Source organism: Bacillus sp. AFS031507, assembly GCF_002584635.1.
Lineage (GTDB): Bacteria > Bacillota > Bacilli > Bacillales > Cytobacillaceae > Neobacillus.
Map to the genome: position 1 here is coordinate 304,472 of NZ_NUOW01000006.1, position 23,767 is coordinate 328,238.

The window sequence follows — 23,767 nt, forward strand, 5'->3', positions numbered from 1 at the left end:
TCAAAGGTAATTTGGATCCTTATTATCTGTGATTGCCCGGGGAGAGAATACATGCAAAGAAGCCAAGGCTTTTTAATAAAGCACTTGGCTGACTTGGCATTTCTTTTTTTACTAATATATTTTTAGATTACTAATGTTTTGTTTAATAAGAATTGTAATGGAATCCACTTTGGAAATTTCATTTAATTTATGCGATTTAATAATGGCTGTCATGCCATGTTTTTTTAACTCTAAAAACAGATTCAATAGGTTTTCACTGTCGTGTTCATTTAAAGCAGCAGTAGGTTCATCTAATATTAATAATTTTACATTTTTAGAAAGCGCCTTCGCTATTTCTCTTAATTGTTGTTTCCCGACGCCCAAGTTCGCCGTTTTGATATTTGGTGATTCGTTTAATCCTACCTTTTTCAGCAGTTCTCTCGTCCTTAACACCGTTTCATTCCAGTTGATAATTCCATTTTTCGCCTGTTCGTTACCAAGGAAGATATTTTCGGCAATCGATAGATATGGAATTAATGCCAGTTCTTGGTGAATAATAACAATCCCTAATTCTTACTTTGTTTGATGTCCTATGCGATAGATTGAGCCTACCCTATCATATAAAAAAATCAGGACTAGCTTAGCCCTGATTTTTTTATTATTGCAAAACTTTTGGTGACGATACAGGCTTTAGTGAAGAGGATTCAATTTCTTTTCCTTCCCACACAAAGACCTTAACTTTGTGCCCATCCAATTTGGTTGGCATCTTCATACTCAAGGAGAAAGAGGTCTTAGAACCCGCTGCGATACTTTGGGTCTGAGACTGGGTATCCACCAGTCGATTATCGTTGTCATACAGAGCCATTGTCACTAAAATAGACTGAGCGGTGCTCTTGTGACTAGTAACCTGAACTGTAGCACCTAGCTTTTCCTTTGGTTGTAGTTGTTTTGAACTAAAATAAGTGACGACCGAAAATTCAGCATTGTCATCGACAGTCACATTCGCCTTTACTGAAATAGCAGGTCCAGGTACGGCTCCATTTACAGGAACACTTGAGAAATTCGGTGTACCATCAGCATTCCAAGTTATTCTCTTCACCCTAGTATGCCGGTTTGGATCATACAGGGGATCCCCTTGAATATCTTTGTAGGAGCGGGCATGATAAACCAGGATATCCGTTTTCCCATCTTCCGCTACAGTAAAGGCATTATGTCCCGGTCCGTAAAGGCCCGTTGTTTCATCGCTTTTCAACACTGGTTCTGGCGATTTCTTCCATGACTTAGGATCTAATAAATCACTAGTATCCGAAGCGGTCAATAACCCCAAGCAATAGTTAGCATCGGTGGCGCTTGCAGAAAAAGTCATGAATATTTTTCCATTCCGCTTTAATACACTCGGTGCCTCATTGACCCAATATCCTTGTCTTTCCCAAGAGTAATCCGGAGTGGAAATCATTACTGGGTTTCCAGTAATCGTCCATGGATTACTCATTTCCGCGATATAAAGATTCGAATTTCCGCCATCCTTCTGTGCCCAGGCGAAATAACGTTTGCCATTGTTCTCAAATATGGTGGAATCTAAGGAAAAATTGGTGAAGGCCGTACTGCCTGCTGGTTTTTGCATCATGCCTTTTTCTGTCCATGTTCCTGTGAGTGGGTTCGCATCTCCGCACTCGATAACATATGGACGGATTTTCCAAATATCTTCCGCTGCTCCCGCTGCAAAGTAAATGTACCATTTTCCATCGATAAAATGGATTTCAGGTGCCCAAATATGCGCTCCCATATCCCCTGTAGCATGTTTGGTCCAAATTACCTTTTCCTCTGCTGTAGCAAGTCCCTGAAGAGTTTTTGCTCTCCGCAATACAATGCGGTTATATTCAGGAACCGATGCTGTGAAATAATAATAGCCATCAGTATGTTTAAAAATGTGAGGATCTGCTCTTTGCTCAATCAATGGGTCAGTATATTCATAGGTTGTCGCCTCCCCTTTAACGGGAAAGGTTCCGGTTTTGGTATAATCTTGTTTGTTCACTTCTGCCCAATCCACATTAAGTGTTCCAGTAGATCCGTCACTATAATGTACATCTACAGTAGATGGAAGCTGTGGCGCGGTGCCCTGTTTTGTCTTAACGTTCACCTCGTCAACTTTAGCAATCTTAGTAACACTTATATTGGCAACAGGCTGAATTTTGGTACCATAGACAGAGCCCTTGACCTCAAGCTTCCCAGTTTGTGAGAAATCATCATTTGGAATAAGGTCCCACTCTACATCTAGTTGCTCGGTATGACCATCATAATAGTGTACTGTTACCTTCCTAGGAAGCTTAGGTGGGAAATCTACCATTGTTCTAAGATTTACCGCCTCTATAGACACGATGCTGTCAGCCAGCACAGTGACCGTAAAGTTTTTCGTTTCTGAGTATCCATTCCGGCTAATTGTTGCTGTTAAGGATACATTTGCATCCTTTTGGTCTTTTGCAGGTCTTGTCACTACACCTGTATTGGAAATTACTGAAGGAGAGTCAGATTTCCAAGAAATCGATACCCCATTATCAGCATTCAAAGGTAATTTTAAATCTTTAATGACTTTTGACGTTTCACCAAGAGTCAAAGTTCCTGCAACTTTTCCAACGGCTTCTTGGTCAGTCATTGATTCTGAGACAACCTGTTGGATTTCTTCTGCACTCAATCCTCTATTATATATGCGGAAATCACTCACTTTACCGTCTAAATATGGGTCTGGCCAATTCGATTTTCCAATATAGTTATACGCGGTTTCCCCAAAATCAGACGGTTTCTTGGTTGAAGTTCCTGTAGCACCAACCTTGCCATTAACATAAATTGTATAAGCTGTTCCGTTTTTACTGATAGCGATATGCGTCCATTCACCAATCTTCGGAGCACTCGGAGTGGCATCGGCAACTCGTCCTACTACATCCAAATACAGGTTTTCTGTAAGGAAAATTTTCCCTGCATTAGCTCCGGTTCCAAAATCAAAAATTCGAGTCCAATTTCCTGTTTTTGAATCCAGATATACCCATGTCGAAATGGTGAAATCATCCAGAGTACTCATAATACCTTTTGGCAACTGGACATATTGGCTTTTCGTATGCTCAAGATCAATACCGGTCCTGCCTGCCACTGTAGCCAAGGAAGCCCCGTTCATAACGGTGGCATCCTTGCCATGACCAGAGGCATCAGTTATGGATGTCCCGTTTAATTGATCAAATTTATACCAAGTTGTGAGACCTTCCTCCGTTACTGAAGCACTCCCAGTTGCCTGGTCAACAGCACTTGTTGTTTCTGGTGTTATTGTAGCAGCCCACGAAGGAATAATCGTTGTAGGAACCGACAAAAGTGTGACTGCCAGTGCACAATGAATAGTTTTTTTCAACTTCATATTTAATCCCCCCTTATGAACCTTACATAAGATTCACTTTTAATATTAATAGATTATTAGATTGTTTCTCCGAAACTAGTGCTTAGATACCTAGTTAAGTATTCCAAGATATTCATTGATTTTGTGGCCCGGGCTTATATTGGAAGCTGGTATTCACTATTTCACTTAAGTCTATACCACCAAGTTTAACATCATATTTACCAGCTGCATGATTCCAAAGTGTAAATTCATACCTGAATTTACCGTCGTCTTCCGTGGTAATTTGATCAAGATAATCCAATTTTCCATTTGGCGCTGTAACGCTTACAGCCACATCCGACCCTTTTTTCTGAGTCAAATAGCCTTCGATTTGAACTTTTCTATTATTCACAGATATTTTTAAATCCTTTATAATTGTAGGCATCTGTTTTTCTACAGTAATTGTAGCCGAATCAGCGAATTGTCCTTCGTCGGTTGTAGCAATAATATCAGCCTTACCCGGAGATTTCGCAGCAATTGTAACGGTTGTCTTTCCATCTTCAGGATTATAAGTAGAATTAGAAATGGATACGACATTAGGATCACTGGATGTAAAAGTCACTTTTTGATTAAGTACACTACTTGGTAATACAACAGCAGACAAACTGCTTTCATCATTTTGTTGCAGTGTAAGGCTATCAATATTCAGTTGGACATCCTTTACATCTGCTTCTGACATCTTAAAAGTTGCATTCTCTTTATCCCCTTCGGTATTCACCTGCTCTAACTTCAATAAGTAATCCTTTTGCTTAATATATAAATTCGGGAAGTTATATGACTGAAAGGAAGCCCAGTTTGAATCCGATAAACCAGGCACCTTTTTAAATGTGGCATCAGCTTTGAATATATCTGTACCGTCATTTTTTACAAGTGCGAGGTCATTATTACTATGTCTTAAATAGTATCCTGGCTTATTCACAGACTGAATGGAAACATACTCCTCTCCTGAAGTCGCTAGTCCAGGGACTATCTGCCATCTGGCATCAAAATTTGAAATATTTAATACGTCTAAAGGATCAATCCGTGCATCATTGTTATAGTGCCTAATATATCGGTCTAGGAAACTGTACGACTGCAGCTTTTGTCCTTCACCATCCAAGCCTGTGGAAGTAGGGACGACTTTTTTTATTGTGCCGTCGGGATTGTAGTATAATCGATCGATTGAGACTGAGCGTCTGTATGAACTTCCGGTTGGCAAAGCAGCGGTATGATAAATAATGTACGACTTTCCTTTGAAATCAATAATGGATTGATGACTAGTATTACTATTGTTTTTATCATTAGGGTCTGAGGTGAACGGATCCATAAGCATTCCCTTATATTCCCATGGACCGGTAGGGCTCTCACTCATTGCGTAAGCTAGTCCTTCTGGCCAATTATGAGCAAATGATAAATAATATTTGCCATTCCGTTTATGAATCCACGGAGCTTCTGTGAAACCACCTTTCAAGTTATTGATGGTAACCTTTTGAATATCCCCGTCTAGCTCGATCATGTTCGGTTTGAGCTTTGCATAGTATGGATACGAATTTCCCCAGTATAGGTACCCCTGTCCGTCATCATCCACCAATACTGTAGGATCAATATCATCCCATGAAATGCTGGAGGTCGTCATTTGATTGGTAATCAATGGCTTTCCAAGTGCGTCCTTAAACCCTTCAGTTGGACTTTGGGAGGTAGCTACACCAATACAATATCCACTACCGTCCTTATTATTAGTGGCTACATACCAATAATAGGTACCGTCTCTCTCGATTACTTGACTCGCCCATGCGGCATCTTCCCTTGCCCATGAAAAGGTATCCTTGACGCTTAGTGATCCCTCTTGTTTCCAATTCTCCATATCAGTTGAAGAATAAATGACCCATTCTGGCATAAAATAAAAATTTCCACCCGCACTCGCTTCATCGTGTCCTGCATAGAGATAAACCTTGTCACCCTGAACGAGCGCAGCCGGGTCACCGGTGAACTTATCCTTAATGATAGGGTTTTCCGCATAGGCTGCAGTTGAAAAGGATGATAATAGTAGTGTTGATAACATAATTTTCGAAACTACTTTTTTCATAGGGTTGTGTAATTCCTCCTTAAAAAATAATATTTAAACGCTTTCATATGTGAGAGTATATCAAATCAGTAGTAGACAATCTTTATAAAAATCTACGTTATTTTATAAAATACAACACATTATTTTTATAGCAAAATTTTATCAATAGAAACTTTGCTTACTAGTTTAACTAAGTATACAAAAAAGAAAAATAGACCTTAAAACCACTTTTAACGTGGTTTCAAGGTCTATTCACTAGATGTTTTAATGAAGCTTATTATTGTTCATGTAAGTAATAAACATGATCAATTCTTCTTTCTGCTCTTGATTTACATGGTTGGATGGTAACTTTTGAATAAACTTAATCGCTTTTTGTAGTGCGTCATATCCCTTATCTTCATTCCCCTTCTCAAAATGACTCTGAGCTGTTTTAATGTGGCTTAAGAGAGACTGCTCTGCTCCATTAGAAGAAAGCCCGTAGGATTGAATCATCGCTTCCAAATTTACAAGCTTGGCCTCTTTTACGTTTACCGTAAACGACTGAGTTTCTTCAACATTTCCAACGTTGTCAACAGAACGGAATTGAATGATGTTTGATCCGTTTAGCTTTAATACAACCTGATTATTATAGGCCTTCCAGTCGCTCCTTTGTCCATGCTGTACTCCGTTTTAGATACACCTTCCACATCGTCTTTAGCCTCTAGGGTAAACTTCACCTCATGAAGATAAGAACCATCTTCTGGTAGAAATCTAAGATCCTATTTTTTTTCCTACCCTTCCTTCTTCCATTCTTTAAAGATTAAGCGTTTGCATAATAGTGTTATTGTATACCTAACAAAATATCTACTCAGCTCTCATTGGAGATCAAACATCCGCCTAATGATATCTAATCTACGTTCCCCTTTCTGTTAAATTAATTCTAATTAGAAAAGTTGTAACTGTATTTATAGAAAACTTCAAAAGTTTATAATCTTCTGTACTATTTTACCCCTGTTTTTGATTTTTATCTTTTTTGTTATTTTTCGAGTTCTTTGTTTAGTTCAAGAATTAATAAGCCCGATTAATGAATTCCCGTTTGGCGTTGTCTTGACTAAAAATCCCTTCCTTTGTAACGATTTTGACTGGAATCTCTTTTCCTTCTTGATAATCTAATATCACTTTCATTAATTCAGGTCCTAATAATGGATTACACTCCACCGTCAAATTCAATTTACCTGAAAATAGGGCATTAAATGCTTCTTTGGTTGCATCTACTGAAATAATCAAAATATCTTTCCCGGGTCTTTTCCCAGCCTCTTCAATTGCCTCAATCGCTCCCAGTGCCATATCATCATTATGGGAGTAAACGACCTGAATCTTATCCCCATACCTTTCCAACATCTCTTTCATGACACGTTTACCTGCCTCTTTTGTAAAATCAGCTGATTGGGAAGCGATGATGTGATAGTTTGTATTATTTTTTAGCAGTTCTTCAAATCCCTTTTTCCGATAAACCGCTGGTGAAGACCCCTGTGTTCCCTGCAATTCTACAATATTAATATCCTTCTTTACTCCTTTGGTAAATCCTAAAAGCCATCTCGCAGCTCTCCTACCCTCCTCTTGAAAATCGGAGCCAATAGAAGTCAGCCAAAGTGAATCATCATTAAAGTCCAATTCACGATCCGTCAAGATAACAGGAATTCCGGCCCGTTTAGCCTCCCTTAAAACCTCTTCATACCCGGTTTGGACAACCGGCGAAAATGCAATAACGTCTACCCGCTCCTTTATAAAGTTTCGAATAGCTTCAATTTGATTATCTATACTTTGATTCGCATTTTTAAATTTAAGATCAATGTCAAAGTCTTGGGCAGCTTTTTTAATCGAGGAGGAATTTGCCGCTCTCCAGCTGCTCTCTTTGCCCACTTGTACAAATCCTAAAATAATATGATTTTTTAGTTTTTTAGGTTCATCCAATGTATTTTGTTTTGTTTGTACGAATTGGTCCACATTTTCTTTCGTAATTTTATTCACACGCAAAAGTATTTTTTTGGGAATACCAGATTTGCCTTGTAAAAGATCCATCGCATACTGAATTGATTCATTGCCACCAGTCCTATAGGCGAAGGTCCCCTTCAAAATGTTACGTCTAACCAAATCAAGTCCTCCATCATCACCTTCTAGTCCATCCACGCCAATGATATTAACTCCTTGAATTCCCTTTTTTTCTAATGCCCTATGTACCCCAAGAGCCATTGCATCACTATGTGCGAAGACGAAATTGATTTTGCGGTTCTTTTTTAGCCTCCCTATTACCTCATCTTCGGCTTTATCTCGATTCCAATCTGCAACTATCGTATCCACCTGGTGAATATTAGGATGATTTTCTATTATTTCATTGAAGCCCTTACTTCTTTCGATCACTGGAGGTGATTGGGAGAGTCCTTGTATTTCTACTAAATTTACTTTTTTATCTCCAGCCAGATCTGCCACCAATTGCCCGGCGTTTCTGCCAATGACCTCATTGGCTGGTCCAATAAATAAGCTATAATCATACCCGTCGATTGCTCGACCTAAGACGATAACCGGTATTTTTTTATGCACCTTAGCGATTATAGGTGTTAAACTTTTGGAATCATTAGTGGAGATAATCAACAAGTCAATCCCAAAATCAAGTAATTTATTAATATCTTGCTTCTGTTTATCAATACTATGAGCTGCATCAGTATAAATCACATGCAAATCATTATATCGATCTGATTCACTTTTAATTTCATTATTCATAGCTACTCGCCAAGGTTCAGTTAAATTTGCCTGGGACACACCTATAACAAATTTTGTCCCTTCATTCGACTTGTGAGAAGCATGCGCTGCTTTATAGCCAAACAATCCAAGGATTATTAAGACTAAAATTGTCATCCAATATCTTTTCTTAATCCGAAACCCGGCTTTCACTAATGCCCTACCTCCTTAACATAATTAGAAGGAGATACACCCATTACCTTTTTAAAAGCTGTACTAAAATAATGCTGAGTGTTATAACCGACTTTATCCGCAATTTCATAAATTTTGTATGATGGGTTTTCCATAAATTTAATCGCATATTGAATCCTGACTTGGGTTAAGTAATCGATAAAGGAAGAACCTAATTCTTCCTTTAAAAGCCGGCTTAAATAACTTGGACTAACATTAACTTCTTTAGCTACTTCCTGGAGGGTTAAATCTTGTTTGTAGTAATGTCTATCAATATATCTTTTAGCCAAAATAACCACAGGCATAATCATAGATTGTTCGTTAAGCTCTTTGATGAAATTACTATAAACATCTGGGATTTCGGTTGGTGGCTTTTCTACAACTTTTTTGGCTATCATTATTTTTTTACCTGTCAACTTTTCGATAACCTCTTCAAATTGGTCACATAACAGATCCATTGGCTCTAACTCTTCCGTAGGTATCATTGCTACGATATGATTGCTTTCATCCCGGAAAACAACACGTGGCTCGAAAGCATCGAGTAATTCATCGATAATGTTTTGCATGCTAAAAAACAATAGGTCCATTTCCCAAGCATCTCCGATATTTCCTTCTACAGCTATCCTGTTTGGCTTAATTACAAAAATCCCAACTTTTTCCCAATCTAGACGAAAATAGTGGAGCTGCTTATGAATTTCCTCTTCATTTAACTGCCCTTTAACCCACTTGCAGAGAAAGCTGTTTCTAACCAAATCGACATTCTCTTCCAATTGCTCATTCATCCATTGGACCAATTGATTACTTCTTCTAGATTCATTCAAATGGTTGACCGCTTTGGTAACAGTTCTTTTCAGGTCATCAGGATTAACTGGTTTTAGTAAGTATTCAAATACATTTAATCGAAGGGCCTCCTGTGCGTAAGAAAATTCATCATGTCCACTGATTATGATAATAATGGAAGAAGGCATCTCCTTTTTCAGTTTTCCAATCAATTGCAATCCATTAAGGAAAGGCATATTGATATCCAAAAAAAGAATATCAGGCTTAACCTCCAGGGCCAATTCAAATGCAGTCTCCCCATCTTGAGCTTCACCTGCAATTTGTATATTCCATTCATCCCAATTCAGAGATTTTTTCAACCCTCTAATGATTTTAGGTTCATCATCAGCAATAAGTAATTTCAACATTTCCATTCCCCCTATTAAAATGAAAGAAAAACCTATCAGCTTAACCCCTCTCGGACGATTGGGTGCCAAATCTCTACCGTTGTACCATTATTTTCTATGCTGTGAACGATTAAACCATAGTCATTTCCAAAAGAGAGCTTAATTCTTTCATTTACATTCAACATGCCATATCCACCCGAATCTGCACCGCCTATCATCCCTGTTTTTTGCAGACGTTGATTTAATTTTGTTATCATTTCTGGATTCATTCCATTTCCATCATCCGTTACACTTAGAAATAGCTTGTTATCAATGATCTTTACTTGAATTAATATTTTTCCTCGACCTCTCTTGGTTTTTATCGCATGGTAAATCGAGTTTTCTACTAAAGGCTGCAAGATGAGTTTGAGAACAAAAAGTTCTTTAGCCTCCTCCTGTACATCGATAACATAATCAAACTTATCCTCATATCTAGTCATCTGAATAATCAGATAACTTTTTATGTGCTCAATCTCTTCTGATACTTTTATACTTTCTTTTCCCTTACTCAACCCAATCCGAAAAAGTTTTGTCAACGCATCAATCACGTCCATAATGTCCTTTGCTTGATATTCCATGGCCATCCACTTAATGGTATCAAATGTGTTGTAAAGAAAATGAGGCTTAATTTGCTCTTGCAGAACCTTTAACTCTGCCTCACGCTTTCGTTTCTCTATCAAATTAATGAGATTGAGAAGGTTTTTAATCGATTCAATCATGCTATTAAAACTGTCTCCAAGCTGCTTAATTTCATCTTCATTTTTACTTTCAAATTTATTGTCCAAGTCTCCTTGTGCTGCCTTTTTCATTAGCGAGCTAAGTTGACTGAGAGGCCTTGTAATCGACGATGTGAAAAAAGCGGCTGCAAAAATTGCCAGAATCAACACAACCATTGCAATAATTCCAGCAGTCCATCTCATATCCTTTATAAAAGCAAGGGTTTCATTAATTGAGAAAACTCCAACAATCTTCCATCTAGTATATTCAGAGTAGTCATACATCACCTGGAAATCAGTATCATGAATGTTTTTAATAAAACTTCCTGATTTTCTATTATTGAACCAAGAATCCTTTATACGATATACGATTTTATTAACTGGGGTATACACTATACGAGACTGTTCATCTAAAACGTATACAAATCCATGCGCACCAAAGCCCATGTTCCGTATTTCATTATTAATTGTATCAAGCTTCCAATCTATCAGAATAACTCCCAAAACTTCACCTGTTTTTTCATTTATGACCGCTTTGGTAACTGACAGCACTTCATCCGCGCTGTATTTTGGACTTGTGGTGAGGTTCCTGCCGATTGGCCTGCTTTCCAAATGAATCACAGAAGGAGCATTAGCTGCTTGCTTATACCAACTCTCATTGGTTAGAGGATCCCTTGTCGTTCTGGACATTTCATTACTTATTAACAAGTCGGACTTGTTAACTATTAAAACCCCAGCAATCTCTGGGTGTGTATCCGTATACATTTTCATCTGCGTTTTTATTTTAGATTGCAGACCAGCAGCGGGCTTTTGTGCGAGCAAAAAATCGCTTACATTTTCGGTCCTGCTTAAATACTCTGTAATATTTTCTAATTCCTTAATATGTGACTCAATATTTTTTTTCACTTGCTCAATATCTTTCCTCGTATGATCATTCGCTTGCTGTTCAATCTGCTTTGAATATTGATGAGCCGGTAATGCTGTGGAGATGGTTATAGATAGTAAGATAATTGTTATAAATATACAAATAAGCTTAAAATATAAAGATTTGTTTCTAAAAAACCAATAAATGATCTATCCCTCCTGTTAATTTGAAGTAAAAAATTTATTTCCAATGATGAATACCCTTTCAAAAAGATGTTATCAGTGACATTTACTGGGCTTTCCCAACAGTTATACACATTTTATCCCGATATATAGACTCTTGTTATGTATTATACAAAAATATTAAACAAAATAATATATTGATATTTACCTTTGTTTGTTAGGTAACGACACACTTCTAAACCTTCCAGCGTCATAGGAAGTTTAATCGTTACCTTTTTATCGCCGCCATTTATGGTAATCAGCTCTTCTGCCTGAGCAATCATTTCTTCAGCAGTCACAGCATCAGGAGTTACTTCTGCTGAAACAGATTCAACTTCTGGGACGGATTGACAAATTTCTGCTATGCGATCTTCAAATTTAACTCCTTCTTTAGCTACTAAGGAAATCTGGTAAGACTGCTTGGACTACATGTACCTGAGGATATATCAATCGTGGGCTTTGATGATTCATCTTTCGCAGTGGCAACAGAAGTAAAACTAACATCTATTGGCCATCCTAAAATGGAAATGGGCATTGAAGCAGCTAAATGAATTGTTTCTGCTGTTGAGAAAAAGGGGATCTACCTCCATCCATAGAAAATGAACCTAAATTAGTGATTAGAAATTCTACTGCTTCATTTGTGAAGGTACAAAGTTAATATTGTTAAATCGTCACAATATGACAATAAATAAAATAGATCATCAGACTTTTACAGAGTCTAATGGTCCATTTCATTTATCACATCCAAGACGGATGATAGCTTAATTATCATTGAAAGTGGTCTATGGAAAATGTGAATGGCACCATCCCATAAAACATACTAAGATTAGTAGTGCAACCCAAGGCATTGGTTAGCACTACTATTTTTTTATATAGTAGAAATAAAGAATGGGTCGTGGCCTATTTTGGATTTTGAATCCGTATATAAAACTGACCTTCTTCACTTACCTTATTTAAATCAGGAAAAACCTTTTTTAAGGATAAAATTAATAAGCGTGGTAATAAGCTCTTACGAAAGCTGCTCTTCCTAATAATCCAGAATATGCTTAAGCAAAGACGTAGCGGACACAATCATATCGTCGAGTATTATGACAAATTAAAAACGCATGAGGTTATTAATCTTTTTATTAAAAATGTTGACAAACTATTTACTGGTTTAGTTTAAGAACAATGTTTCATAACCTAAAAAAAAACAAAAACCGTCAAGATAAATCTCGACGGTTTTAACACATTTATTAATGTACTAAATTAATAAGCGGTCCAACCTGCATCCCCCGTAATAACTGTTCCATTAACAAAGCTTGATTCATCAGAAGCAAGAAAAAGAGCTATATTTGCAATTTCTTCTGGTTTACCTACACGTGGATTTATTCCTAATCCTGCTTGAATGCGCCCCATACCAAATTCGTTAACACCCGTCATGGATGAACTGATGTTTGTTTCAACTCCACCTGGCGCAATTGCGTTGCAACGAATACCTTTTGTTGCGTACATAAATCCAGTATTTTTTGTAAAACCAACAACAGCATGCTTAGATGCTGTATAAGCGGCTCCTGCTCTAGCTCCTTGAAGTCCACCAGCTGAAGCGACATTAATAATAACCCCATATTGTTTTTCTAAAAAGATAGGTAAGGCTTTACGTGTTGCACGCATGACACTCGTAGTATTAATCGCAAAAACTCTCTCCCATTTCTTATCTTCTATTTCACCAGCAGGTTCAAAGTTATCCATTATTCCTGCATTATTGACTAAGATGTCTAATGTTCCAAAAGTATTAACTGCTGTGTTAATCAGATTTTGTATATCTTCTTCTTTCGCAACATTGGACATAACCGCTATTGCTTCCCCACCATTAGACTTTATTTCATCTACTGTAATAGTTGCGGCTTCAATGTTGATATCAGAAACTACTACTTTTGCTCCTTCTTTCGCATAAAGAATCGCAATGGCTTTTCCCATCCCAGAAGCAGCACCGGTTACTACGGCAACCTTATTTTGAAGTCTCAAATCAATTCCTCCAATTGTTTATAATTTTCTATGCTCTATTAAACTTCTCCATACAATGGATGTTGGTTAAGTTAGGTAGTTTCCAAGCTTCTTTGTGGTACCTTTCCCAAAGTTGCTTTGGGCTCTATTTCGGATGCTTGTTTAACCTTCTTGATAAAGAAGGAAAGAAGTAATCCGATAATGCCGATCCCAATAATGACAAGATAGGCGTCATTAATACCCTGAATGGTGGCTTCCTTAATAAGCTGCCCTTGGGTAAAGCCTTTAGCAGCTGCATTAGGAGCCATATCCTGCAGATGTGATTTCGTTCGGTCTGACATAACGGTAACTAGAAGTGAAGTTCCGACGGCACCAGCCACTTGCCGAATTGTATTGCTTATGGCTGTTCCGTGAGCACTTAACTTTTGTGGCAATTGATTCAAACCAGCGGTCTGTAAAGGCATCATCATCAAGGCCATCCCAATGCGACGCCCTGTTGACATCAGAACCAAAAAGGTATAGCTTGTCGAATCTGTCAAGTTGGTAAAGCCCATCGTTGTCAGAATGGTAATTATCATTCCGATAACAGTTAGCCATTTTGCGCCAAAGCGATCGAACAACTTCCCTGTAACTGGCATAAGGAAGCCCATTATTAGCGCACCTGGAAGAAGGAGTAGACCGGACTCAATAGCTGTGTAACCACGGATATTCTGAAGGTAAAGCGGAAGCAGCATCATATCTGCATACATCACCATGGTAACCGCGATATTGATAATTGTTGTTAAGGAGAACATATTGTACTTGAATGCACGCAAGTCAAGCAGTGGATTTTGCGATTTCATCTGCTTCCATGAAAAGAGTACTAGGGCAAAGATGCCTACAGCCATCGTACTTAGTACCTCCATGTCCGACCATCCAAGGCTTCCAGCTCGGCTGAAACCATAAAGTAATGCACCGAAACCAATGGTAGAGAGTGCGACACTTAGGATATCCAGTTTTGTCTTGATTGGATTGGATACATTTCGGAGATAAATGAATCCCAATACAATAACAATGACAGCAAATGGAATCATCCCGTAAAACATCGTTTCCCATTTGTAGTTTTCAATAATATAACCGGCAATTGTAGGCCCAATGGCTGGGGCGAAAATAATCGCAAGCCCGACCATCCCCATAGCAGCTCCTCGTTTGTTGGGAGGAAATATGGTCAGAATCACATTCGTAAGCAGCGGCATGATGATTCCTGCACCAGCCGCCTGAATCATGCGTCCGGTCAATAATAAAGGAAATCCCGTTGCAATAGCTGAAACGATGGTTCCGGCTAGAAAGATAAACATGGAAGCTTGAAAAAGCTGACGTGTGGTAAACCGCTGCATTAAATAGGCGGTAATGGGAATCAAGACACCGTTTACGAGCATATAACCTGTCGTTAACCACTGTGCTGTTGCAGCTGAGATTTTAAATTCAACCATTAGTTCGGGAGTGGCGACGCTCATGAGTGTTTGATTTAAGGTTGCAATGAAAGCACCTAAAATCATAATGAACATAATAGGTCCTTTTTTTATCGAATTTGTGACAGTTTTAGGATTATTTTTCAATTCTCTCCTATCCTTTCTAACTTGAATATAGACTTTTTTTACAATGTGTTTAATAATTAACATTGTATAAATTACATTATAATAAGACCGTGGGTTCTGACAACAGACAATTTCTTAAGAAGTGTAAATTAGTTATCACTTATTTCAATTTTGTTGAGAAATCCCCAAAAAATAGACAGAACTAAAATTATTGTAAATTACCAATTAATAGGAAGGGTGATTAGACATGAAGGACAATGAAAAGAAGCGAGTAGATCCTCGGGTACTTCGTACACGCCAATTAATAAAAGACGCTTTAATAGATTTACTGCAGGAATTGGAATTAAATAAAATAACGGTTAACAGGATTGCGGAACGCGCAACCATCAACCGTGTTACGTTTTATCTGCATTATCATGATATACAAGACATGTTGGAGAAAATGGCGCAGGAAATGGCACAGGATATTGAGTGCATTATGATGCGTACGACAACAAACATGAATTCAACTGAAGAAATTGATTCGTTGAAGCTAATAAACCTGCTTGAACATATAGCCGAGAATGCCAAATTCTATAAAGTTGTTCTTGGTTCCACACGAACGCCAATCTTTACAGAGCGGTTATTAAATATCCTAACTAAATCAATAACAGAGAGAACAGAGATAGACTCCTTGCTCGCTACTACCGATATCCAAAGGGATATTGCTATTTGGCATGGTTCTTCAGCTCTTATCGGCACGATCGTAGCTTGGTTGCGTAAGGACATGCCTTATACACCGCAATTTCTTGCTCAGCAGTTGTATATGCTTTTTCATTTAAGTAAGGAAAATAGGAAATCAACATAAAGAAGCGATATACCAGTTGGACCTTTTTGGTAGTTGTTAACTACTGGGCTTTTCCTATGCAAACAAAAAATCCCCTTTTGATAAATTCCGGGGATTTTTTGTTCGTATAAACCGAATGGTTGCCTTCCTATTTTCAATTAGCCTTTCCAAATTATTCAACATCTGTAGGTGAAGTTATTTTATCTTCATATTTGTCTACAAAAAGGTAACCACCGCTATTGACTACAGCATAATATATTTCTTCTATTCGTAAATTTCTTCTTTTGAATTCAGCTTCAATCCACTCACGGTTATAGATGCCAGTAGCGTTCTTTTCGATGATTTTCCCGTCCATAATTAGTTCAACTGGCAGCGCCTCTGATGAATTGGGAAAATTTAAATCTTTTTTTATTACATTTTGAAACGGTATCTTTTTAAGAATGGATAATTCCCCGTTCACTTCTAGTAATGCGTATTCCACTTCAAATATATTAAAGATATCCTTTTCCCTCAAAAGCTGATTAAGGTCGTCAATCGAGAACTTTACCTTTTTCATATTATTGTCTAGTAATTTTCCTTTTTCTATTAGCAGGGTAGGTCTACCAGATAACCATTTTCTAAAACTTCGACTCCTAGAAGATAACACCATGAACAAATAAAACATTAAAACTAATACGAGAAATGAAATTAGCATTTCTTTGAACTTTAAATTCGTATCAAACCCCATGTTAGCTATAAAGGAACCAATCGTAATAGATAAGGCAAAGCTATAGTGGTTTTTATGAGAGTTAATATGCTTTCCAATAACCAGAGTAACAAGTATTAAAAGCATAAAGCTGACAGCTGTTCTCAGAATGGGTATAAGTGTATCTTGCATTTAAATCTCCTGTTTACCGATATTGTTTAACTATCTTGTATTTGAACTCAACTATAGTATAAAACAGCAGCTTAAAAGAAATGTAAACATCCAAGTATCGTTAATTATTTTTTGTCAGCACTTAATTAGATATGAAAGAATGGAATTAAAGAGAATGATGGCAAAAGGCTGTTTTTATCATAAAATATCCCCATTTAATTAATTTATCTTTCCAATAAGCTAATTTATTTATCCATCTATTTCAGATTTCATTAGGCTTCAATTATAGGTATATATAGGAAAAAGCCTCATGGGTGAAAATTCACCGTGAGGCTTTATTATAGAGTTATCGTGTAACAAATAATTCATTGTGGGAACTTACGTCTCCGACCTTTTTGAGAATTTCTGTTTTATGTTTCTCGCCCCGGCATCATTCCATCAACCTTCGCTGTTATTGCTTACCTTTTCTCTGGATAATGCCTTTTTAAACTGTTCGATTAGTATAGGAACTATCTCAAAGGCATCACCAACAATTCCATAATGACAGTTCTGAAAAATGGGGGATTCTTTGTCCTTATTAATGGCAATAATTAAACCAGAATTTTTCATTCCCACAATATGTTGAATCGCACCGGAAATTCCAATTGCAAAATATATTTTTGGAGTTACCGTCACCCCGGTTTGGCCTACTTGATGAGCGTGGTCGATCCAACCTGCTTCCACCACATCCCTGCTGGCACCCACCGCTCCTCCAAGAGTTTCCGCCAATTGGTGTATTAACTGAAACCCTTCGTAACTCCCTAATCCTTTTCCGCCTGCAACAATAATGTCCGCCTCATCGATTCTTACTTTCTTTACCGTTTCCTTAACAATTTCCAATACTTTTGTCCGAATATCTTCTTCCTTTAGGGAAATTGTTTCTTCAATCATCTTGCCTGTTCTCCCAGACTCCTGGGTTAGCGCTTTCATGACTTTGGCGCGGACTGTCGCCATTTGGGGTCGGTATTTTTTACATAAAATGGTCGCCATAATATTTCCGCCAAAAGCCGGCCTGCTCGCCAATAGTAACCCTGTTTCCTCTTCAACATCCAGCTCCGTCGTATCCGCTGTCAAACCTGTCGGCATATCGGTGGCTACCGCACTTGCCAGATCTTTTCCTGTTGAGGTGGCCCCGTAGAGGATAATTTCTGGTTTATATTTTTCCGTGCATTCCAGTAGCGCCTTCATGTAGGACTCGGTCCGGTAATGTTTAAAAATGGGTTGATCATATACATAGACTGAATCTGCTCCATATTCAAATACGGTTTTTGTTAAATTCTTAACATTTTCCCCGATTAGAATACCCGCCAATTCCACTCCCCGTTTGTCTGCCAACTTTCGACCGGCCCCCAAAAGTTCGAGGGATACAGAAGCCACCACTTCATCTTTTTGTTCAATGAATACCCAAACACCTTTGTAATCTTGGAAATCCAATTACACTCCCTCCTTTGTTTCAAACAGTTCTTTCTTTTCAAGAAGGACTGAGAGCAATTGCTCTACTTGTGACGTTGGGTTGCCTTCAAGGAATGTTCCCCCTGCCGGTTTTTGCGGAGCCCAAACTTTGGAGACAATCGTTGGAGATCCCTTCAAACCCAGCTGCTTCACATCAACCTCTTCCAGGTCATCAACAGACCAGATATGAGGTTTATATCTAGCAGCTTTTATCATGTTTGGAAACGGAGAATACGGCACTTCATTGATTGTTTTTTCAACGGAAAACAAACACGGCAATGTGGACCGGACGACTTCATATCCATCCTCCAACTTGCGATGGACAATGGCATATCCATCTTCTTGATTAATTTCCACTACTTTGTTCACAGAAGTCAGCGGTGGAATATCGAGCCTTCGTGCAATTCCGGGTCCGACTTGCCCGGTATCTCCATCAATGGACATTTTTCCGCAAATGATCAAATCTACGGGCTGTTGTTTTCCTATTTTTTCAATCGCCTTTGTCACTGCATAGCTCGTTGCCAATGTATCCGCTCCCGCAAACCGGCGGTCCGTGATTAAATAGCCCTCATCGGCGCCTATTTCAATACACTTTTTAATTGCGGTCACCGCTGGAGGCGGCCCCATTGTAACAACAGATACGATTCCCCCATACCTATTCTTTAGACGAACCGCCTCTTCAACGGCATGGGCATCATACGGGTTCAATATCGCAGGCGCCGTCCTCCGATCCATCGTGTTTGTTTTTGGGTTCATCTTGATAATTTTGGTGTCAGGTACTTGCTTGATACAGGCTACAATATGCAGCATTTTACCCCTCCCTTTTATTTAAAAAAGAACATGGTTCCTTTACTTACCTCAATATGAAACTTTTCGGCTGAAAGCCTTTTTACGCCCGTTTACATTTACTTTATTAAAGGAGATGTCCATACATTCGAATTTTCTGATAAATATCTATGTAAAAATTTAAAAAAACTGCCACAATGAAAGCTCCATTTAGTTTGTTCGTAGATTTTTTATTGTTACCTTTTCCAAACTCGCTTTAGATTCTGATTCCGAGTCTTGTTTTACCTTCTTGATAAAGAAGGTAAGATTGTTCGGTCCGACATAACGGTAACTAGAAGCGAAGTACCGACGGCATCAGCAACCTGCCGAATGGTTTTGCTTATGGCTGTTCCGTGTGCATTTAACCCTTGTGGCAATTGATTCAAACCAGCGGTCTGTATAGGCATCATCATCAAGGCCTATATAAGCTTCACTTCTATTTAAAAAGGAGAAACCTATGCATACCTAAAAATTGGAATACATTGTAAAGGTTGCGGAAACGATGACATGGGACTAAATATGAATACAATCTTAAAAGGATGCCTTTGAAAAAAAGGCACCCTCTTTCTTAATTAAAACTTTTTTTCAATTCTTCTAATGTTAGATCTTTAGTTTTTTCAACTGGTTTATTGGACGTTGGGAAGTATGGATTGATGGACATGAAGTTCTTTTCGACGAAGTTAAAGTCAATAATGTCAACGACTCCATCTTTGTTAAGATCTTCTTTCAATCTATCCCCTGTAATTCCAGCATTGTTTGCAACAAGCTTCGCATCATAAATATCGATTACATGATCTCCGTTGACATCTCCAGCAGCAGCCGTATCCGTATAGACATTATAGAAAATACCTTGGACTACTCCATCGATCGTCCTGCTTAAAGTTATTTTTTTGCTGTATTGGAAATGCCCAGGAATATCGACAATTAATGTATATTCATCCTTCGTTGCAGGAATATCCGTTATTGTCATATAACCATTTTCTGAAATATCAGCAAGGTACTTTTTACCTTTATTATCAACTAGATAAGCTTTTGTTCCAATCTTTGAATAATCTAAATCATAATTATCTAAATTAACTGCTTCACCATGATAGTACCCTTCGAACCATGAGTGCTGAGAAATGAATTTAAACCTTTCAGCAAATGTAGGTAAAGAAGACTTACTACCAGAGCTTGTTTGATAGGAAGATTCTTGATAATAGAATGCACTTTCTACCATGTAATTATGGTCATCAACTACTTTTAATGTGATATCCAATAAATCAATATCATCATTAATGGAAACTGGTAATTTTGTCTTTTTGTCTGAAATATCTACAGCAAATGCTGAAAGATTAGACCACGTGTTTTCTGTAATTTGTGGCTTTGCGACATTAATAGTCCAATTATTTTTCTTTGCAAGATCCACTAGCTGTTTTGATGGATTAACGTCTACAACTTTATAGAAATTAGGGACATCGATTGTTACAGAAGCACTTGTTAAATCTTTCGCGTTTTGAACTGTAAATGTATTCACAAATTCCGATCCAAGACTTACACTTTTTGAATTTGGTTTTATTGTGGAATATTTATCCCCTTTATTAATAAAAGTAAAGTCTGGGAAAGTCGGATTTCCTGCAGTAGCGTAGTCATAAGTATAGATGGCTACATTTGTTGGATAGTTTGCATATTCTTCTGGTAAGACACCAAATTTAAATTCACCATTTGCATTTGGGAAAAATTCAGCTGTTGGCCAATATGAGTCTTGATAGGCGTACGCGGTATTTGCCTCTTGAGTGATGTCATGTCCTCTACTTTTTAAATAGTCAATCGTATCATCATACAATTTTCCATGCACCCAATATGCTGTATAATCTTGTCCGTCATAATTTTCAGTTGTTAAATCAGAACTGGAAAGCTCTTTGATTCCTGTTTTCTTATCAAATTCCAGGGTTGGAGCGGTATTATCGATCACCATGTCATTATCGATTTTATATGTTTTACCATCTACCCCTGTACCAATATAAGAAACAATGTATTTACCTTCTTTAAGTGGTTCATATTCAAGTGATAAAGGTTTATTCGGATCACCGGTAAAATATTTTACCTCACCAGAAAATCCGAAAAATATTAAGTACTCCGTATCAACTGCAGCATTTTCTAAATTAAATGTGCCATAAAACCCAATTGGTTTTCCATCTAGATCGCTAACCACTACATCAATCGTTTTCATATGACTATTTAACTTGAAACTGACTGGTGTAAACGGCTCGATATACGGATGAAAGTTACTAAGGTCATTCGTTATGGCATGTTTAAAAAACTCTAATTTTTCAAATCCAGGTTTAGAATAACGAACATGGAAAGGAATTTGATATTCTGCAGTTTTCGATTCATTTTCAATATAAATATAACCCTCATATATACCAAATTCTGCATTAGCTGGAATTGATATTTCAGCATTAATATTTTTACTCTCCTTTCCATTCAATTCAATCGTCGATGGTAATTGAAGCGTCACACCATTCTTACCAGCTTCTCTTGAGACACCATCGATTGTTAAAAATTCTACCCTTGTATGATATGTTTCTAGTTCACTACTTAAATTCTTAATAGAAATCGAGGTTGTCCTATTTTGAGTTTCACTTGATTGTGCAATACTACCAAAAGGTAGAGATCCTGAAATGTCATCGATTTCAATTTTTAATCCATTTTCATCTAAAGTAGTCGTCTTATTTTGTACTTCAACTAACGTTGTATTGTGAACTGCCTCATAAGCATCTACACGTCCTGCACCAACTTCATTCACATTGTACGTACGACCTTTTAATGGATCAGCAGTATTCATTAGCGCTGCCTTTACATCTGCAACTGTATAATCTGGATGTGATTGTAATAATAAGGCTGCAACTCCAGCTACATGTGGTGTTGCCATGGAAGTTCCGCTTAAACTCGCATAACCACTAGAATAATCGACACCATTTTCTGGACTATTAATATATTCTGGAACAGTTGAGAATGTCGAGACTCCAGGTGCTACTACATCTGGCTTGATATCAAAGTTATTATTTACTGGTCCACGTGAACTAAAATCTGCTAACACATCACCTGTAGACATATTTGACTGTAAGTCTGTTAATTTAAGTTTAGCTGTAGGATCTGCTTTTAATTTTTCTGAAAGTTTTACTCCGTCGGCCTGTAACATTTTAAATGTTGGGACATAGCCATGATTTTCACCCAAGAAAAATGGAATTTCTCCATCCTCATTATTGTATATCAATACAGCTACAGCACCTTTATCATGAGCTCGTCGGATTTTTTCATCAAATGAGATCGTGCCACGAGAAATTAATGCCACTTTTCCATTAATCTCCTTGTCAGTATAATCCTCTTCTGTACCAATTCCTACTTCAACGACATCATACTCTTTATCCATTAACTTTAGATAATCCATACCAAGGCCATGCCCCATTAAAGTATTTTGAACTGAAATATCTGCCAAACTTGTTTTAACGGTTGGAATATCAGTCGGCACATCACTAGCACCAACAGTGATTGCTAGTGGAGAAGCACCTGGTGAACCTAACGTACCAGGATTTGGCCCTGCATTTCCTCCGGCTATTACTGGTATGACCCCTTTTAATGCGGCATTGTTGATTGCTACAGATGTAGCGTCTAGGGAATGATTATTACCATTACCTAATGATAGATTAATAACATCCATTCCATCTTCTACAGCTCTTTCTATTCCTGCGATAACCGATGAATCATATCCTGATCCATATTCTCCTAATACTCGATATGCATACAAGTCAACATTCGGAGCTACACCTGTCATTGCATATTCAACATCATTTTTAGGGTTAGATGCGATTGTTCCAGCAACATGAGTTCCGTGTTCTGTATAGTATGAACTACCATCTATCGTTTCAGGTTGACCAGATGCAAGCCATTTCGCTCTAGTTGTTTCCATTGGATCGGAGTCATTATCGACAAAATCATATCCGCCTTTATAAACATCTTTTAAATCAGGGTGATTATAGTCAATCCCTGTATCAAGTACCCCAACTTTTATTCCTTGTCCTTTTAAGCCCTCATTATGTAAACGATCAACTCCTATATGAGGAAGCGCTGGTGGAATTACTTTTCCAGGTGTTGGTTCTTGAGTAGTAGTCGATTCATTTATTGGTAACCTAACGACATTGTCTTTCCAAATCCTTTTTACTACACCAGTCTCAAGCAAGGTATTAATTTCATTTGTAGGAATCGTCATAGCCATTCCATTAAATACATTTTGGTAAGTTTGTTTAATTTGATATTTAATTGACTTTTCTTTTTTATTTTGGTTTAACTCCTCTTTCTTTTTAAAAATTTCAGTTAATCGTTGTTTAAAATGTTCTTGTTCCCCTTTTATCTTTTCTGCTTTATTTTTAGATGTACCTTTTGATTTTGACTGCTGGGCATTTTCGACCGGAGCTGTTTTGAACTCAACAATGACATTTGCGGTTTTATCTTTAAGTGACAATAAACTTGGATCAATGATGAATCCTTCTTGTGGGGTTAATCGTTTTATAGACTGTCGTTGTTCTTCAGTTAGTCCTTTTAAAATCGATTCTGCAGAATTTGATATAGCATAGGTTTTTTGCTGAGGCATTAAATAAGATGTAAGTAAACTGGATGCTATTACACCTGTTGCCATAACATTTAGAAATTTTTGTTTCTTTCGAAGTTTCATTATTCAACGCTCCTTCTTTAAACTTGATTTCAGCTGCAAATTTTAACACTTTTACTTTTTAAAAATAACAATCTAGCAGGCTCACTTAATAA

General features: G+C 37.6%; 13 protein-coding genes and 6 pseudogenes. 3 read left to right on the plus strand and 16 right to left on the minus strand.

Translation table 11 applies throughout. The annotated features are described in order from the left end of the window. Positions 1–147 precede the first annotated feature (147 nt). From COE25_RS08150 to COE25_RS08185, 9 genes and pseudogenes are all read right to left on the minus strand, one after another. Positions 148–569: pseudogene (locus tag COE25_RS08150) on the minus strand (ATP-binding cassette domain-containing protein); the annotation flags it as partial. A gap of 68 nt (positions 570–637) precedes the next feature. Beyond that, a complete protein-coding gene (locus COE25_RS08155; RefSeq protein ID WP_257208731.1) occupies positions 638–3,382 on the minus strand; it encodes a family 43 glycosylhydrolase in 2,745 nt (914 codons plus the stop codon). Between the two features lie 112 nt (positions 3,383–3,494). Next, on the minus strand, positions 3,495–5,465 hold the full coding sequence (locus COE25_RS08160; protein ID WP_098932245.1) for a family 43 glycosylhydrolase: 1,971 nt from the start codon (positions 5,463–5,465) through the stop codon (positions 3,495–3,497). A 243-nt stretch (positions 5,466–5,708) separates the two neighbouring features. Next, positions 5,709–5,936 (minus strand): FIMAH domain-containing protein, encoded by a 228-nt coding sequence (locus tag COE25_RS08165; RefSeq protein WP_373605346.1) that lies wholly within the window; start codon positions 5,934–5,936, stop codon positions 5,709–5,711. 42 nt (positions 5,937–5,978) lie between these two features. Beyond that, positions 5,979–6,077: pseudogene (locus COE25_RS32205) on the minus strand (hypothetical protein); the annotation flags it as partial. A gap of 414 nt (positions 6,078–6,491) precedes the next feature. Further along, positions 6,492–8,375, minus strand: a complete 1,884-nt coding sequence (locus COE25_RS08170; RefSeq protein ID WP_218964318.1) for a substrate-binding domain-containing protein — start codon at positions 8,373–8,375, stop codon at positions 6,492–6,494. Further along, the gene (locus tag COE25_RS08175; protein ID WP_180247442.1) at positions 8,375–9,580 is read right to left on the minus strand and encodes a response regulator transcription factor; all 1,206 of its coding nucleotides are present in this window, start codon (positions 9,578–9,580) and stop codon (positions 8,375–8,377) included. Before COE25_RS08175 ends, COE25_RS08170 begins: the two co-directional genes overlap by 1 nt. Positions 9,581–9,615: 35 nt before the next feature. Further along, positions 9,616–11,388 carry a cache domain-containing sensor histidine kinase gene (locus COE25_RS08180; RefSeq protein WP_098932248.1) on the minus strand — a complete coding sequence of 591 codons (1,773 nt, stop codon included), beginning with the start codon at positions 11,386–11,388 and terminating at the stop codon, positions 9,616–9,618. Positions 11,389–11,537: 149 nt separating this feature from the next. Further along, positions 11,538–11,807, minus strand: a pseudogene (locus COE25_RS08185) (transaldolase family protein); the annotation flags it as partial. Between COE25_RS08185 and COE25_RS08190 the strand changes: the two are divergent. Next, a pseudogene (locus COE25_RS08190) lies at positions 11,808–11,948 on the plus strand (substrate-binding domain-containing protein); the annotation flags it as partial. It abuts the pseudogene before it with no gap. A 404-nt stretch (positions 11,949–12,352) separates the two neighbouring features. Further along, positions 12,353–12,505 (plus strand): annotated as a pseudogene (locus COE25_RS31440) (transposase); the annotation flags it as partial. 143 nt (positions 12,506–12,648) lie between these two features. Here COE25_RS31440 and COE25_RS08200 read toward each other — a convergent pair. Continuing rightward, positions 12,649–13,407 (minus strand): SDR family oxidoreductase, encoded by a 759-nt coding sequence (locus COE25_RS08200; protein WP_098932250.1) that lies wholly within the window; start codon positions 13,405–13,407, stop codon positions 12,649–12,651. A 71-nt stretch (positions 13,408–13,478) separates the two neighbouring features. Beyond that, a complete protein-coding gene (locus COE25_RS08205; protein ID WP_257208732.1) occupies positions 13,479–14,933 on the minus strand; it encodes a DHA2 family efflux MFS transporter permease subunit in 1,455 nt (484 codons plus the stop codon). Between the two features lie 277 nt (positions 14,934–15,210). Between COE25_RS08205 and COE25_RS08210 the strand changes: the two genes are divergently transcribed. After that, the gene (locus COE25_RS08210) at positions 15,211–15,810 is read left to right on the plus strand and encodes a TetR/AcrR family transcriptional regulator (protein WP_098932252.1); all 600 of its coding nucleotides are present in this window, start codon (positions 15,211–15,213) and stop codon (positions 15,808–15,810) included. A gap of 151 nt (positions 15,811–15,961) precedes the next feature. Here COE25_RS08210 and COE25_RS08215 read toward each other — a convergent pair whose 3' ends face one another. The 5 genes and pseudogenes from COE25_RS08215 to COE25_RS08230 all read right to left on the minus strand — a co-directional run bounded on the left by COE25_RS08215 (position 15,962) and on the right by COE25_RS08230 (position 23,675). Continuing rightward, positions 15,962–16,666: a DUF421 domain-containing protein gene (locus COE25_RS08215; RefSeq protein WP_098932253.1), complete on the minus strand. Its 705-nt coding sequence runs from the start codon at positions 16,664–16,666 to the stop codon at positions 15,962–15,964. Between the two features lie 417 nt (positions 16,667–17,083). After that, entirely contained in the window at positions 17,084–18,118 is a 1,035-nt protein-coding gene (locus tag COE25_RS08220) for an electron transfer flavoprotein subunit alpha/FixB family protein (RefSeq protein WP_098932254.1), read from the minus strand. Continuing rightward, a complete protein-coding gene (locus tag COE25_RS08225; protein WP_098932255.1) occupies positions 18,119–18,946 on the minus strand; it encodes an electron transfer flavoprotein subunit beta/FixA family protein in 828 nt (275 codons plus the stop codon). Positions 18,947–19,230: 284 nt separating this feature from the next. Continuing rightward, positions 19,231–19,380 (minus strand): annotated as a pseudogene (locus COE25_RS32210) (MFS transporter); the annotation flags it as partial. 149 nt (positions 19,381–19,529) lie between these two features. Further along, positions 19,530–23,675 carry a S8 family serine peptidase gene (locus COE25_RS08230; protein ID WP_098932256.1) on the minus strand — a complete coding sequence of 1,382 codons (4,146 nt, stop codon included), beginning with the start codon at positions 23,673–23,675 and terminating at the stop codon, positions 19,530–19,532. Positions 23,676–23,767 lie beyond the last annotated feature (92 nt).

Coding starts and splice junctions, on each gene's coding strand:
- COE25_RS08210 (WP_098932252.1), top strand. CDS start 15,211: ATGAAGGACAATGAAAAGAAGCGAGTAGATCCTCGGGTACTTCGTACA.
- COE25_RS08225 (WP_098932255.1), bottom strand. CDS start 18,946: ATGCTGCATATTGTAGCCTGTATCAAGCAAGTACCTGACACCAAAATT.
- COE25_RS08160 (WP_098932245.1), bottom strand. CDS start 5,465: ATGAAAAAAGTAGTTTCGAAAATTATGTTATCAACACTACTATTATCA.
- COE25_RS08205 (WP_257208732.1), bottom strand. CDS start 14,933: ATGTTCATTATGATTTTAGGTGCTTTCATTGCAACCTTAAATCAAACA.
- COE25_RS08155 (WP_257208731.1), bottom strand. CDS start 3,382: ATGAAGTTGAAAAAAACTATTCATTGTGCACTGGCAGTCACACTTTTG.
- COE25_RS08165 (WP_373605346.1), bottom strand. CDS start 5,936: ATGATTCAATCCTACGGGCTTTCTTCTAATGGAGCAGAGCAGTCTCTC.
- COE25_RS08230 (WP_098932256.1), bottom strand. CDS start 23,675: ATGAAACTTCGAAAGAAACAAAAATTTCTAAATGTTATGGCAACAGGT.
- COE25_RS08215 (WP_098932253.1), bottom strand. CDS start 16,666: ATGCAAGATACACTTATACCCATTCTGAGAACAGCTGTCAGCTTTATG.
- COE25_RS08175 (WP_180247442.1), bottom strand. CDS start 9,580: ATGTTGAAATTACTTATTGCTGATGATGAACCTAAAATCATTAGAGGG.